Here is a 14,229-nt window from a genome sequence, read left to right as displayed (position 1 = left end):
AAAAGCCCCGATTGATTCGGGGCTTTTTAATGCCTATAAAAAATTAACAGCGCAGCTAAAGATCCGCGCTACGAGCGTATCCAAGATTGACGAATTTTTAAATTGAGCGGGGTCGAATAATATTTCTCAATCGCCCAACTCAAAATAAACACCGCGATAAAATAAACAGGCAACAACATCAGCTTTTCAGCCGCTAAAGTGTCTTTGGGGAAATACACCACTTTCATTAAGCCGAGAACAATCAAATGAAACAGATACATTTCATAGCTACGCTGTCCAATCCAGACCAAACTCCGTGCCGTGTATGAGATAGGTTTAACTTTCAGGTCTTGGGTAAAACACAATATGAGTAACACTGTAAGTAAAGCAAATACGCTGATGCCCCAAGTACTCACCTCTTTGATGGGTGCATAAAAATATAAAGCGGTCATTAGAAACGCTGTTACTGCAACAATCATTTTTCGATTGTAAATTACACCTTTAAAATGTTGCGCATATATTGCGGTGAGGCAGCCAATGGCAATTCCATCGAAACTAGAAAAATAATGATACAGATAAGCACCACTTTCCTCGCCAAAATGGAGTGCACGAAAATACGGTGCATACGCAATAACAACGAGCAGAAAAATAATAAAGCCTTTGCCTCGACCCAGTGCTAAACACAGGACAGGAAACGCTAAATAGAAGACTTCTTCAACCGATAAAGACCACAATACGCCCAAAGCATAGTTCACCCAGCCGTATTCAATAATCAGTAGATTCATCCAGAAGCTCAAAGCTGAAAGAACAGTCACAGCATAGGACACCTCTACGCCATTGGGTGACTGATTAATAAAGGGTTTTAATCCTAAACTTCCGAGCACACTGACCATCGCAACCAATAACACCAGACACGGCATGATGCGGGCAATACGACGGATATAAAAATCTTTCAGCTTAATCTGCGCCAAAGACCCACTACGCTGTAAGGTATGCTGAGTAATCAAAAAACCTGAAATGACAAAAAACATGGTCACGCCATAGTTGCCGTTTCGTGCAAGCAAGGTACTTAAGCTCTCGGCCCCAATGGGGATACCGAGAAAGGTATCGTGTAATTTATACGGAATATTGAAATGGTGAATCAGCACCAATAGGATGGACACGCCACGCAGAATGTCGATTTTATAATTACGCATAAATCATTATTAAAATTTTAAAGTGCTTCATTTAAAGTGAAATCACCTGATTTAGACAGCTTTTATATATAAAATCATACAATTATCTAACACTTAGTTAGAACCCATTGATCCAGCTCAAGCAAAAAAAGAAAGCCCTACTTATGCAGGGCTTTCTTTCAAACATCACGAGTACAGAATAAATGTTACTTAGTTATCCAGTTGCTGCCCTAACAGACGTTTTTTCATACGTGGTTTGTACAGCAGCTGATACGTCACGGCTAAAATAATCACCCATAGTGGACTGATCATCAATGCGCGAAGAGTATCCACCTCTAGACTCAAAATAATCAACGTAAAGAACAAGAAGATTAAGACCACATAAGACATCCAAACACCACCCGGCATTTTAAAGGTCGATTTTGCATGTAGCTCAGGACGCAATTTACGGTAGCGGATATAGCACACCATAATAATGCTCCAGATACTGATGAACAGAATCACACACAATGAGCTGGCTAATGTAAAGGCTTCAACCGTGTTTGGTACAAAGTACTGTAGCGCCGCACCTGCCATGATAAAAGCACATGAGAAGAATAAGCCTTTTGCTGGTACCGCACGTTTTGATAGACGCGCTAGACTCTGTGGTGCTTGCCCTTCTCTTGCCAAACCAAACAGCATACGTGATGTAGAGAACACGCCACTATTCATTGAAGACATCACTGAAGACAGCACCACCAAGTTCATAATGATGGCTGAAGTCGGAATACCTGCATGTAAAAATAGTGAAACGAACGGACTTTGATCCGCAGGAATTTGATTCCACGGCGTCACCGACATCACCACAAATAGCGACAAGACATAGAACAAAATGATACGGGTTGGAATCGCATTCACTGCTTTCGGTAAGTTCTTTTCAGGGTCTTTGGTTTCAGCAGCCATGGTTCCAATCAGCTCTACACCGACAAAGGCAAAGAGTGCAATTTGAAAACCTGCTAAAAAGCCACTGCCACCTTGAGGGAACATACCACCATGTGACCAAACATGACTGAAGCTTGCAACTGAACCGCCCGGTGCTTGGAAATGGCTAAACACCATAAAGCCACCAATCACGATCAGCCCTAAAATGGCTAAAATTTTGATTAAAGCAAACCAAAATTCAATTTCACCAAACAGTTTCACGGTCAGCAAATTTAACCCAAGGACAAACAGCACACAGCCGACACTGATTAAAGCCTGCCCCATGGGAGTAAAGGCCATGTCTGGCGGGAGCCAAAAGCCGAGATAGTTAATAATGGCGGCCAAGTCCGCAATACCGACCAAGACCCAACCGAGCCAATAGGACCAACCGATATAGTAACCCGCACCCGGCCCAATCAGATCATGAGCCATATCGATAAACGATTTATAGTGCAAATTTGACAATAAAATTTCGCCCAATGCACGCATTAGGAAAAAGAACATGGTCCCGATAATCATATAAATGATCAGAATAGAAGGACCAGCAAGAGAGATGGTTTTGCCCGAACCCATGAACAGGCCCGTACCAATCGCGCCACCAATGGCAATCAATTGCAGATGGCGGTTGGATAATTTCCGTTGTAATTCATGCGATGATGCATTTGCACCGTCAGCTTGTGGGGTAGTCGTCATAATTTAACATCCTGTTAAAGTCCTTTTTTGCGTATAAACCATGTTCATACAGTGCTCGTTATCCTAACGGGCGGCATTTATACGCTCATCAGCACTTCGGTTGAAACCCAAGCGCTGATATACACGGGGAGAGTTTAAAAATTAGTTTTGTGCAGCCGTCACTGCAATTTCGATCAACCAGTTTGGATTAACCAAATCAGCCTGAATCGTGGCACGTGAAGGCGCCACACAACCATTCATCCAATCAATCCAAATCGCATTGACTGTAGAAAAATCAGAGAGATTTTTGATGTAAAGCTGAGCAGATAACAAACGTGATTTATCTGTATTTGCCAAAGCTAAAAGCTCATCAATAGTTGCTAAAATTTCACGGGTCTGACCTGCGACATCATTGTCGGTATTTTTTGGCACTTGCCCTGACAAATACACCACTTGATTAAACACAGTGACTGCACTCATGACTTCGTTGGTGTTGAATTTTTGAATGTCTGAATGTGACATAGGTCTTTCCTTGTATGAAACTGTATAAAAATAAAATTTAATCTTGGATAAAATTGACACGTGCAGTGACAGCACACATCAGCTCATAGCCAATCGTGCCTGAACCTGCTGCGACTTCATCAATGCTGAGCACAGTGCCCTGTTTCGATGTCCCCCAAAGCACCACTTCACTGCCGACTTGGGCATTTGGGAGGTGAGATAAATCGACTGCTAACATGTCCATGCTGACACGTCCGACTAAACTACTGCGTTGTCCATCAACTAAAATAGGCGTACCTGTTGCGGTAATCCGTTGATAACCATCGGCATAACCACAAGCCACAATACCCACACGCATGTCGCTTTCAGCAATGAACTTTGAGCCATAACCGACGCTATCGCCTGCTTTTAATTGCTGAATGGCAATCAACTCGCTGCGCAAACTCATGGCAGGTTGCAAATCCCAGTCTTGAATCGAATGGCTTGGATAATCTGGAGAACTACCATAGAGCATGATGCCGCTACGGATCACATCCGACTGCAACTGTTCATGGCGTAAGATGGCTGCACTGTTGCTAACAGAACGTGCACCCGGCAGATCATGGGTAATGGCATCAAATAACTGGCATTGATGCACAATGCCATCACGTCCGAAACGCTCACCATCGGCATCCGAAAAATGCATCATATGGGTCAAACGTTGAACTTGAGGCAAGCTGGAAAGCTGCTGCCACACTTGACGGTACTGTTCCGGACGAAAACCTAAACGGTTCATGCCGCTGTTCATTTTTAAATAAACATCGAACTGCGCCTCTAAAGGAAAACGTGCTAACCATTCGAGTTGATATTCACTATGAATACTGAAGCTTAGACCCAGCTCATGGCAGTCAAATAGGTCTTGCTCTGAGAAAATACCTTCGAGTAACAGAACTGGACCTGTCCAGCCCAAAGCACGGATACGTTTCGCCTCTGCCAAATCGAGCAACGCAAAACCATCAGCAGATTTGAACGCTTGATAGACACGTTCAATGCCATGACCATAGGCATTGGCTTTGACCACCGCATAGACTTGGCTATTCGGCATTTTAGTGCGAGCAACATTTAAATTATGCTGCAGTGATTGGCTATGAATCACTGCAGTAATTGGACGTGGCATTTTCTTCTTCCTTGAATCAATATGACCTAAAACGAATTAGGCTGCTGAAGGGTAACGTTGAATCGATAGACCTTCAGTACTGATGTCTGGTTGATGATTCATCACCAAGTCACTAATAAGCTTGCCTGAACCACATGCCATAGTCCAACCCAAGGTGCCATGTCCTGTATTCAAGAATAAGTTTTTAAAACGAGTCGCACCAATAATCGGCGTAGAGTCTGGTGTCATTGGACGTAAACCCGTCCAGAAACTTGCTTCAGCTAAATTTCCACCTGGGAATAAGTCTTGAGTCACCATCTCCAAGGTCGCACGGCGGTCTTGATTTAAACCGTGGTTGAAACCACTCAGTTCAGCCATACCCCCCACACGGATACGTTGGTCAAAACGCGTAATGGCAATTTTATAAGTTTCATCAAGAACCGTAGACTGCGGTGCAAATGCAGGATCTACAATTGGGATCGTCAGTGAGTAGCCTTTGACAGGATACACAGGCAAATTCAAATTCAATGGTTTCAAGAAATCACGTGAATAACTACCAAAAGCAAGCACATAACGGTCTGCTGTAAGCACTTGACCATCAACCACTACACCTTTGATTTCATCACCTTCAACCACTAGTTTTTCAACATTTTGGTTAAATTTAAATTCTACGCCCATGTCTTTCGCAAGATTTGCCAAAGCATTGGTAAATAAGTAACAGTCACCTGTTTCATCATTCGGTAAATGTAAACCACCAACCAGTTTGTCTTTGGCATAGGCTAAAGCTGGCTCGACTTTGGCTAAGTCATCTTTTAATAATAATTCGTAGTCGACGCCACATTCTTTTAACACTTGGATGTCACGTTGTACGGCATCCAATTGAGCTTCATTACGGAAAACCTGCAAAGTTCCTTTCGCGCGGTTTTCATAGTGAATGCCTGTTTCTTTACGCAGTTCACGTAAGCAGTCACGGCTGTATTCAGCAACACGCGTCATACGCTCTTTGTTAATAGCATAACTTTGTGGATTGCAGTTTTTCAACATTTGCGCCATCCAGTTCAACTGCCACATGCTACCATCGATGTTAATCGCTAACGGTGCATGGTGTTGGAACATCCACTTTACGGCTTTAAACGGAATACCGGGTGCAGCCCACGGTGTAGAATAACCTGGAGAGATTTGCCCTGCGTTACCAAAGCTAGTTTCTTCAGCAGGACCAGCTTGACGGTCTAAAACCGTAACGCTTGCGCCTTGTTGTGCAAGGTAATACGCACTTGCAACACCAATGACACCACTACCTAAGACAATTACACGCATGACTGATCCCTTACACACACTAGTTTATTTCACTAGTATATTTTTAGGTTAATAGTTTTTTTCACTGTTTTTACTATTATAATCTAGGTAAATCGCCATTTTTGTCGCGCTAAAATTCTAAACATAGGAAATTTATAATGCGTAAATTAGATCGGATTGATCAGCAGATTTTAGACATTTTGCAGCGCGATGGACGAATTGCGATTAGTGAATTGGCCTCTCGCGTCAACCTCTCAACCACCCCCTGTTCAGAACGTGTCAAACGCTTAGAACGCGACGGTATTATCATGGGTTACTACGCACGCCTCAACCCACAACTGGTCGATCGAAACTTATTGGTGTTTTTAGAAATTAAGCTATCGGCCAAGTCTGGCGATGTGTTTGATCAAGTGGCACGTGACTTGGTCGAAATTCCTGAAGTTTTAGAATGCCATCTGATTTCAGGTGAATTCGATTATTTGGTCAAAGCCCGTTTAAAAGAAATGAGTGCTTACCGACGCCTATTGGGTGATTTACTGAAAAAACTGCCCTCTTCAGCATCATCGCACAGTTATATTGTGATGGAAGAAGTCAAAGAAAGTTTTTATTTGGACATTCGCTAACAGCTTATTAAAAATACGCATTTTAAAAATGCATTCACTTTAAATATTTAAAACCTATCGATTCCCTATTGGAAGTTCTGCACCATGTTTAACAAACTCATGTCTAGCCTTGGCTTACAAGGCATTCAAGTCGATACTCGTCTACACACCACCGCACCACAAGCGGGTCAAGCCATTCAAGGTGAGGTTATTTTTAAAGGTGCTGCGTCTAATAAAATTATCAACGGTATTTATTTAAAACTCATGACCACAGCCGAGGTTGAGTCAGATGATGCTGAATACAATAGCGCCTTAAGTATTGCTGAATGGCACATTAGCGGGGCTTTTGAGTTACAAGCCCATCAGTCACATGCATTTCCTTTTTCGATTCAACTGCCCTTTGAAACGCCAGTTACAGATGTGCCTTGCCGCGTCAATAAAACCCGAGTGTGGCTACATACGCATTTAGATGTGGACTGGGGGCTCGATGCAACTGACAAAGACTATTTACAGATCTTACCGACACCGACCATGCAAGCGTTTATTCAAGCCATGCAGCAATGCGGTTTTCAGTTAATGACCGTCGATGTTGAAAAAGGTCAACTACGTGGCAACGGCTTCCACTCGAGCATTGGTTGTTATCAAGAACTTGAATTTAAACCTACGCAATTGTTCAACAGCATCAATGAAGTTGAAGTGTCCTTTGTAGCAGAGCAACATCAAACCCATGTGCTTTTAGAAGTGGATCGTAAATTTCGTGGTGATGGCTTCAACAGCCTTACCATTCCCCATCAGCAAGCCAATCCTGCACTGTTAGTGAATGAAATTAGACGTATATTGGGACTTTAATTTTTAATCCCTGCGCACGACTGTTTCAATATAGAAAGTCGTGCGCAATCGAAAAAGGCGTTATTTAAACCCTGTCCGGATTAAATTCTGTCTGAGTTAAATCAAGTCCAAAACATCAGCAAAGGTTTTAATTCGTGCTTTAGGTGCGGCTTCCGTCAACTCTTGATCAGAACCATAACCGTATTCCACCGCAATGGTTTCAATGCCGTTGCGACGTGCACCCAAAATGTCATGCTCACGATCACCAACCATCAGACATTCTTCTGCTTTTAACTGCTCTTTTTCTAAAATATAAGCAATCAACTCTCCCTTATTGGTCCGCTCACCGTTCAGTTCACTGCCATAGGGATGCACAAAGTATTGCAGTAAATTGAAATGCTCTAAGATTTGACGGGCATAGACTTCTGGTTTTGCTGTCGCCAAATACAAGTGATAGCCCTGCTCGGTCAGTTTTTTTAAGGTCGGTTCAACATCGGCAAATAAATGGTTTTCATATAAACCTTTCACCGCAAAGCGCTCACGATAGCCCAATAAAGCTTGCTCTGCCAAAACATCGTCCACTGTAACATTTAAGAGTTTTGCCAAAGAGGCTTTTAGTGGTGGCCCAATAATCCAGTCAATGTTTAGATCTTCAGCAATGGGGTGTCCGACTTTGTTTAAGCCATAACGCGCACTGGTGGTAATGCCAACTTTCGGATCTGTTAAGGTTCCATCTAAATCTAGCAAAATATGTTTAATCACAGCTGATCCTTCTTGGGCTTTAAATAAAATACTATCGAGAGTTCTGCTAAAGTTGCCTATACTATCGCAAATTTTCGCAACAAGGATATTTCTGTGCGCGCAACCGTACTGTGCTTTTCTGGTTTAGACCCTTCAGGTGGTGCTGGTTTACAGGCCGATATTGAAGCGATTGGTCAAAGTGGTGCGCATGCAGCCATTGCGTGTACAGCACTCACTGTTCAAAACTCGCAACAAGTGTTTGGCTTTGAGGCGACGTCAAAAGAATTGCTGTTAGCTCAGGCGCACGCTGTTGTCGGTGATTTACCGATTAAAGCCGTAAAATCTGGCATGTTAGGCACCACAGATAATATTGCAGCACTGGCTGAGTTTCTACGTGAACATCTTGAGTACAAGTATGTGCTCGACCCTGTTTTAGTGGCGAACAGTGGGGGTTCATTGGGTGATCAAGCAACCTTAGTCAAAGCTTTTGTTGAACTGATCCCATTGGCGGACATTATTACCCCAAATACAGTTGAATTACGGGCGTTAACGGGTCTCGATGACTTAGACGCCGCGACACAAAAACTGTTTGAAATGGGTGCCAAAGCGGTACTGGTCAAAGGTGGTCATGAAGACACACCTGACTATATTCGTAATGCCCTGTTTGTGAATGGCGAGCTCATTTCTGAAACTCGCTGCCCGCGTTTAGCAGGCGAATATCACGGTTCAGGTTGTTCGCTGGCGAGTTTTATTGCAGGTCGTTTGGCGCAAGGTGACAGTGTTAAAGTCGCAGTACATCATGCCGAAACATGGCTCTTTGGTGTATTAAAACAGGCAGAAACACCTGTTGAAGGCGGTCAAAAAATTCCAAAGCGTTTTTAAGTTAGAAAAAACTGCAAAGGTAAAAGCCAGCCCATTTCTTCATGGACTGGCTTTTTTTAAATTCTAGATTTTATTTTCGGCACAAAATGAATGAGTCACCTTTGAAATGGAGTATTTAACCATCTTGATGGCGTTGTTTTAAATGTGCGACATGCTCACGGTTGGTTTTCCATGACTTTTCTAACACTTCTTTTTCAATCCGAAGCTGAATCCGTTTCAGTTTCATCGCTGGAATCACTTCTGTTTTAAAGGTCTTAATATAATCGACCCATGCTTTACCTCTAAATACCGTACTGGGCATCGCAGTTTTAAACTCGCATTCAGGCATAAACACCACAGCAGAATGGATATAATCTACATCGACAATATCTTGCAACACACTTTGCAGTACTTTGACGTGTTTATAATTTTGATGCAGCGGATTTTGAAATTTAAAGCTCTTTTTATAAATTTTCTGCGTCCACATCTTTTGTCGTTCACCACCAAAAATCCATCCCTTATAGTTTTTGGTTTCAATCACAAAAACACCAAAGGGGCTCAATACAATATGGTCAATTTGAGTCGTTCCGCCCTGCTCATCAGGCAAAGTCACATCGTTAATTAAAATATAACGCTCATCCAAATATAATTTCACATGCGCTTGAACTGCGAACTCGCCGAATTTTCCTTTCAGATAAGGCTTAAACGCTTTTAAAAGGCCGATCCCGAACAAGATCAGTAGCATCCACCACAGTTCTGAAAACACATTCCCCACAATTTGACTTATCATATTATTCATCGTTATTTGAGTTAGAGACACGATTCTTCAAAAGAATACAGATTAAAAAACAACGTACTGATTTTTAAATTAAAAAACTAAAATACGAGCGTAAAAACTCCGAAACACACGCTTAATTCACAATTTTCTCAAGTTTCAATAAAATATCTTTATTGTCCAGACCGCCTGCAAAGCCGACCAATTTTCCATTCGCACCTACCACCCGATGGCACGGCGCAATGATTGAAATTGGATTTTTGCCATTAGCCGCGCCCACTGCACGAACGGCTTTGACATTACCAATCTGTAGCGCAATATCTTTATAGCTTCGGGTTTCACCAAACGGAATTTGCAGTAAAGCCAGCCAAACTTGCTTCTGAAAATCTGTCCCCGCAAAATCCAAAGGCAAATCAAAACATTGACGCTTTGCAGCAAAATACTCGCTCAACTGTCGTTCAGTTTCCAGCAGAATCGGATGCTGATTGTGTTCGATCAGCTCAGCTAAACGTACCCGTTTTGGGTTTTCATTTTCCCACAATACGGCAACCAAGGCTTGATCATGTGCCACCAGTCTCAGCACCCCGACAGGAGATGGCATATATTTAAAAAATAAGCGCATGGTTCACCACAAAAATTGTCTATGTATGCAACATTATGACGATGAAAGTTTCATCAGCACAAGCCCAGAAATGATTAAAACCGCTGCGAGCATCCGCATGGCATTGGCAGGTTCACCTAAAATCAAAATACCAACCAAAAATGAACCAATCGCGCCAATCCCTGTCCAAACGGTATAGGCAGTGCCCAAAGGTAAGGTCTTCATGGCATAAGACAGCAGCGCAAAACTGGCCACCATAAATACGAGGGTTAAAATACTCGGTGTCAGTTTAGTAAAACCATCCGATACTTTCATTGCATAGGCCCAAACCACTTCGAGCAATCCTGCAACAATTAAAATCACCCATGCCATAAGCAACACACCTTTTATTCAGAGCAGAAACAACAAAGCTTCAAACGAAGGATCGTTTGAAGCTCTACATATTTGAATGAATTTAGCTTGATGAGAGTTTCATCAAAATCAGGCCCGATACAATCAGCACCGCAGCAAACATCCGCATAGCAGTTGCTGGCTCACCTAAAATAAAAATCCCCACCAAGAAAGACCCAATCGCACCAATTCCTGTCCAAATGGTATACGCGGTCCCTAGCGGCAAGGTTCGCATTGCATAGGCCAGTAAACCAAAACTTAAAATCATGAACACAATGGTAATGATGCTGGGTGTGAGTTTGCTAAACCCTTCGGACAACTTCATTGAATATGCCCAAACGATTTCAAACAGACCCGCAAAGATAAGAAAAACCCAAGCCATGCTACTGACTCCTCTTTACTAGAGTCAGGCCGTCCTGACGAATTTTCTCAATATGAGGGAGGTCGTTCCTCCTAAATATGCCTCAAATTATAGCAAAGAGTGCACCAAAATGAATTATTTTCACACTTAGAAATCATTAAAGTGCAAAAAAGAGTGATCTGAACCAGCAGGTCACTCTTTCAGCACAACCTTAGTGCAATCTTAGATATTCACTTTAAACCTAAACGTCCGACTTAAAACTTAAAGCGAATACCCATTCCATACTGCCAACCTTTCTCTTCGTCACTTTCAGCTTGCCAAGCCGTCGCTTCATTGCCTTTGCTATATTCATAGGCAATGTCCACATAAGGCATGACTTTTTTGCTGATTTCATAACGCGTCTCAAGACCGACAGCTGCATTACTAAGGCCTGTTTTTTTGGCATATTTAGAGTCATCACTGAAAATAATATTCATATCTAAATAAGGCTTGAAAATCAGCTTTTGGGTCAGTAACAAGTCCCGCTCAGTTTCTAAACTAAACGCAGCATAGTTGTCTGCACCAGCATATACATAGGCATCGGTTTCAAAGAAATACGGCGCTAAACCATGTAAGCCAAGCACCCCATCCACTTTTTCTTCCGTATCCCATCCATGCTGTTCACGCTCCACCTTTTCAGCTCGGTAGCGTGCACCCGCCTGTACATCCCAAAAGTCTGAGATCATACGGCTATACAGCACTTTGGCATCATATTCAGCCTTATGCGCTTCCTGCTTATCTGCATGTACTTTGATAAACAGCTTATTTTCATCTGTCCCGATACGGGTTTCAAACTCAGACTTTAAACCACCATCGCCGTCTTCATTTAGCAACCATTTGTTATCGACCGTAGTGACTGCATAAATTTGCGCACCGTGCTCTTTGCGGTGATCATGCATATGTGCTGTGGAATCATGATTGATCTGCTGTACATGTTGTGCGCTAGCCTGTGGAGCAGCTTGAGGTGGAGTGATCATCGCCTGATGCTGTGCATGTTGTGACATCACAGACTCAGTGGTCATGGACATATTTGCATTTGCTTCAGCAGGCATATGATGCCCTTCATGCGCCATAACCGCAGCACTCATCAACACTAAAGAACTGCTCAATATGCTTTTTGAAAAAAGATTAATGGTGCGCATGATGATCCCCTTTCTGAACATTTGGCTGCTTGCTTGGTTGAGTTTGAGCTTGCTTCTCCGATGAAGGCAGACCCACCGCATTTTTCTGTTTCAGCATCTGGGCATGCTCATCGGCACTATGCTGATGATGCTCATGTGCCATATCTTTGGACTGAACTTGACTTGTAGATTTGGCTTTTTGTTTTTCATGCTGTGCATGAGATTCAGCAGCCGTCGCTAACGAACTCAATAAGACACTAACAGCTAGGGCAAAACCTGAAAAAAGATTAGTGATGCGCATATTCATCTCCTTTTGGTTCAACTTGAGCTGCTGTTTTTTGCTCTTGAATTGGGGTTGTGGACACTTGACTATCACTCACATTAGCCACAATCAGTTTATTCATCATGCCTGAGCTCATGTGGTAAAGCAGATGACAGTGAATGGCCCATTCGCCTAACTCATCGGCAGTCAATAAAGCAGTCACTGTTTTGCCCGGTGGCACAATCAAAGTGTGCTTATTTGGCATATCAACTGCGGCTTGTCCATTTTCCAGTTGCATAAACATACCGTGTAAATGCATCGGATGCGCCATCATGCTGTCATTGATAAATTTGATCCGAATACGCTCGCCGTACTTCACTTTCAACGGTTCAGCATCGCTAAATTTTTTCCCATTGATAGTCCACAAATAGCGCTCCATAGTTCCCCCCAAACGAATCACTAACTCGCTCGTCGCCTCACGGGTATCTTTTTGAGGCTCTAAGGATTTCAGATCGCTATATTGCAATGCCTTATCACCTTTAGGCGTAGAGGCATTCGCCCAACCATACACTGGTGTAACAGCTTTCTGTACCGAACTTGCTGTCGTATTCTGTTGCGCATGACCCATCTGTGTATGATCCATCTCAGACATGGTCTCATGATTCATCTTTGAATGATCCATACCAGCCATCGCCGCATGATTCATTTTTGAATGATCCATACCAGCCATCGTTTCATGATTCATCTTTGAGTGATCCATTTCAGGCATTGTTTCATGGTTCATCTGTGAATGATCCATACCTGAATGTTCTGAGCCGTGCCCCATATCTTCCATGGTCAACAATGAGCGTGGACGTGGCGCAGGCATATGTATGCTCTGTGCCATTGCAATCAACTCATTGTGTAAAGTTCCAATGGCGTAGCCTGAACGGTCAATCGACTCTGCTTCAATTTGATAATGCCCTGCTTTCGGTTCCACAATCACATCATAAGTTTCAGCAGTTCCAATCCGAAACTCATCCACTGGAACGGGTTTGACTGGTTGACCATCTGCACTGACCACGGTCATTTTTAAGTGAGGAATACGGATATCAAAAAATGACATGGCTGAAGCATTGATAAAACGCAACCGAACCTTCTCATTCGGCTTAAACATACCTATCCAGTTCTGCTCAGGCGTTTTACCATTGATCAGGAAGGTATAACCCGTAACATCCGACAGATCCGTTTTTAGCATGCGCATTTGGTTCCACATGGAACGGTCTTGCCACGCGGCTTTTAAGCCATCACGTTGCACTTGCTTCCACACATTACCAACGGTTTCACGCTGATTTTGATAATACTCGGCAGAAATTTTCAAATTCTTCTGAATTTTTTCACTACTCTGCTCATGGAAGTCCGATAGCATCACCACATAATCACGCTCGGCTTTTTCATGCTGAGCTAAAGGCTTTTTGTCTTTGGGATAAATAACCAATGCGCCATACAGCCCATCTTGTTCCTGTCCTTTAGAATGCGCATGGTACCAATAGGTGCCACTTTGGCGCACTTTGAACTTATAGACAAATTCGCTCTTCGGCTGAATACCATTAAACCCGTTAAAACCTGGTACACCATCCATCAGCCCAGGCAGAAGCAAACCATGCCAGTGGATCGATGAATCCTGTTTTTTTAAGTTATTTTTAACCCGAATGACCGCATCGTCGCCCTCCTCAAATTCAAGCAAAGGAGCTGGAAACTGTCCGTTGACACTAATCCGCTTGAGCGACTTACCGGTTAAATTGACTGGACTCTCATCAATCACCAATTGGTATTCTTTGACTGCGGCAAAGCTCCAAGAAGATGACATCAGACACACCCCAAGGATGAGGCTTTGTTTAAATTGAATAGACATGACTAAATCCTAATAATTTTAAAAATAAAGTTTTAA

At 42.8% G+C, this 14,229-nt stretch carries 16 protein-coding genes; 3 read left to right on the top strand and 13 right to left on the bottom strand.

The annotated features are described in order from the left end of the window. Positions 1–68: 68 nt before the first annotated feature. From JZ787_RS11795 to JZ787_RS11775, 5 genes are all read right to left on the bottom strand, one after another. The gene (locus JZ787_RS11795; protein WP_346312378.1) at positions 69–1,175 is read right to left on the bottom strand and encodes an acyltransferase; all 1,107 of its coding nucleotides are present in this window, start codon (positions 1,173–1,175) and stop codon (positions 69–71) included. Positions 1,176–1,364: 189 nt separating this feature from the next. Then, positions 1,365–2,807 carry an amino acid permease gene (locus JZ787_RS11790; RefSeq protein ID WP_168159392.1) on the bottom strand — a complete coding sequence of 481 codons (1,443 nt, stop codon included), beginning with the start codon at positions 2,805–2,807 and terminating at the stop codon, positions 1,365–1,367. 141 nt (positions 2,808–2,948) lie between these two features. Then, positions 2,949–3,308 carry a RidA family protein gene (locus JZ787_RS11785; protein WP_004694941.1) on the bottom strand — a complete coding sequence of 120 codons (360 nt, stop codon included), beginning with the start codon at positions 3,306–3,308 and terminating at the stop codon, positions 2,949–2,951. Positions 3,309–3,345: 37 nt separating this feature from the next. After that, the gene (alr, locus tag JZ787_RS11780) at positions 3,346–4,443 is read right to left on the bottom strand and encodes an alanine racemase (RefSeq protein ID WP_346312377.1); all 1,098 of its coding nucleotides are present in this window, start codon (positions 4,441–4,443) and stop codon (positions 3,346–3,348) included. 36 nt (positions 4,444–4,479) lie between these two features. Then, on the bottom strand, positions 4,480–5,739 hold the full coding sequence (locus tag JZ787_RS11775) for a D-amino acid dehydrogenase (RefSeq protein WP_004694945.1): 1,260 nt from the start codon (positions 5,737–5,739) through the stop codon (positions 4,480–4,482). A 137-nt stretch (positions 5,740–5,876) separates the two neighbouring features. Here JZ787_RS11775 and JZ787_RS11770 point away from each other — a divergent pair, with 137 nt between their 5' ends. After that, positions 5,877–6,341 carry an Lrp/AsnC ligand binding domain-containing protein gene (locus JZ787_RS11770; protein ID WP_004694947.1) on the top strand — a complete coding sequence of 155 codons (465 nt, stop codon included), beginning with the start codon at positions 5,877–5,879 and terminating at the stop codon, positions 6,339–6,341. Between the two features lie 84 nt (positions 6,342–6,425). Continuing rightward, complete coding sequence (locus JZ787_RS11765) at positions 6,426–7,169, top strand: sporulation protein (RefSeq protein WP_346312376.1); 744 nt, start codon at positions 6,426–6,428, stop codon at positions 7,167–7,169. A gap of 96 nt (positions 7,170–7,265) precedes the next feature. Here the strand turns inward: JZ787_RS11765 and JZ787_RS11760 are convergent, their stop codons facing one another. Then, positions 7,266–7,910, bottom strand: a complete 645-nt coding sequence (locus JZ787_RS11760) for an HAD-IA family hydrolase (RefSeq protein WP_346312375.1) — start codon at positions 7,908–7,910, stop codon at positions 7,266–7,268. Positions 7,911–8,003: 93 nt separating this feature from the next. Here JZ787_RS11760 and JZ787_RS11755 point away from each other — a divergent pair, with 93 nt between their 5' ends. After that, a complete protein-coding gene (locus JZ787_RS11755; RefSeq protein WP_346312374.1) occupies positions 8,004–8,771 on the top strand; it encodes a hydroxymethylpyrimidine/phosphomethylpyrimidine kinase in 768 nt (255 codons plus the stop codon). Between the two features lie 115 nt (positions 8,772–8,886). Here the strand turns inward: JZ787_RS11755 and JZ787_RS11750 are convergent, their stop codons facing one another. The 7 genes from JZ787_RS11750 to JZ787_RS11720 all read right to left on the bottom strand — a co-directional run bounded on the left by JZ787_RS11750 (position 8,887) and on the right by JZ787_RS11720 (position 14,193). Further along, positions 8,887–9,549, bottom strand: a complete 663-nt coding sequence (locus JZ787_RS11750) for a nuclease-related domain-containing protein (RefSeq protein WP_346312373.1) — start codon at positions 9,547–9,549, stop codon at positions 8,887–8,889. A gap of 112 nt (positions 9,550–9,661) precedes the next feature. After that, positions 9,662–10,147 (bottom strand): methylated-DNA--[protein]-cysteine S-methyltransferase, encoded by a 486-nt coding sequence (locus tag JZ787_RS11745; protein WP_346312372.1) that lies wholly within the window; start codon positions 10,145–10,147, stop codon positions 9,662–9,664. Positions 10,148–10,180: 33 nt separating this feature from the next. Then, positions 10,181–10,498 (bottom strand): quaternary ammonium compound efflux SMR transporter SugE, encoded by a 318-nt coding sequence (gene sugE, locus JZ787_RS11740; RefSeq protein ID WP_010325989.1) that lies wholly within the window; start codon positions 10,496–10,498, stop codon positions 10,181–10,183. 82 nt (positions 10,499–10,580) lie between these two features. Continuing rightward, complete coding sequence (gene sugE / locus JZ787_RS11735) at positions 10,581–10,898, bottom strand: quaternary ammonium compound efflux SMR transporter SugE (RefSeq protein WP_005400191.1); 318 nt, start codon at positions 10,896–10,898, stop codon at positions 10,581–10,583. 233 nt (positions 10,899–11,131) lie between these two features. Next, positions 11,132–12,058 carry a copper resistance protein B gene (locus tag JZ787_RS11730; RefSeq protein ID WP_346312371.1) on the bottom strand — a complete coding sequence of 309 codons (927 nt, stop codon included), beginning with the start codon at positions 12,056–12,058 and terminating at the stop codon, positions 11,132–11,134. Further along, entirely contained in the window at positions 12,045–12,338 is a 294-nt protein-coding gene (locus JZ787_RS11725) for a hypothetical protein (RefSeq protein ID WP_346312370.1), read from the bottom strand. The genes JZ787_RS11730 and JZ787_RS11725 overlap by 14 nt, the downstream gene beginning before the upstream one ends. Next, the gene (locus tag JZ787_RS11720) at positions 12,325–14,193 is read right to left on the bottom strand and encodes a copper resistance system multicopper oxidase (RefSeq protein WP_346312369.1); all 1,869 of its coding nucleotides are present in this window, start codon (positions 14,191–14,193) and stop codon (positions 12,325–12,327) included. The genes JZ787_RS11725 and JZ787_RS11720 overlap by 14 nt, the downstream gene beginning before the upstream one ends. Between the last annotated feature and the right edge of the window lie 36 nt (positions 14,194–14,229).

Source organism: Acinetobacter sp. BWR-L5 (assembly GCF_039655985.1).
GTDB lineage: Bacteria > Pseudomonadota > Gammaproteobacteria > Pseudomonadales > Moraxellaceae > Acinetobacter > Acinetobacter johnsonii.
This window is presented reverse-complemented; position numbering and strand designations above follow the sequence as displayed.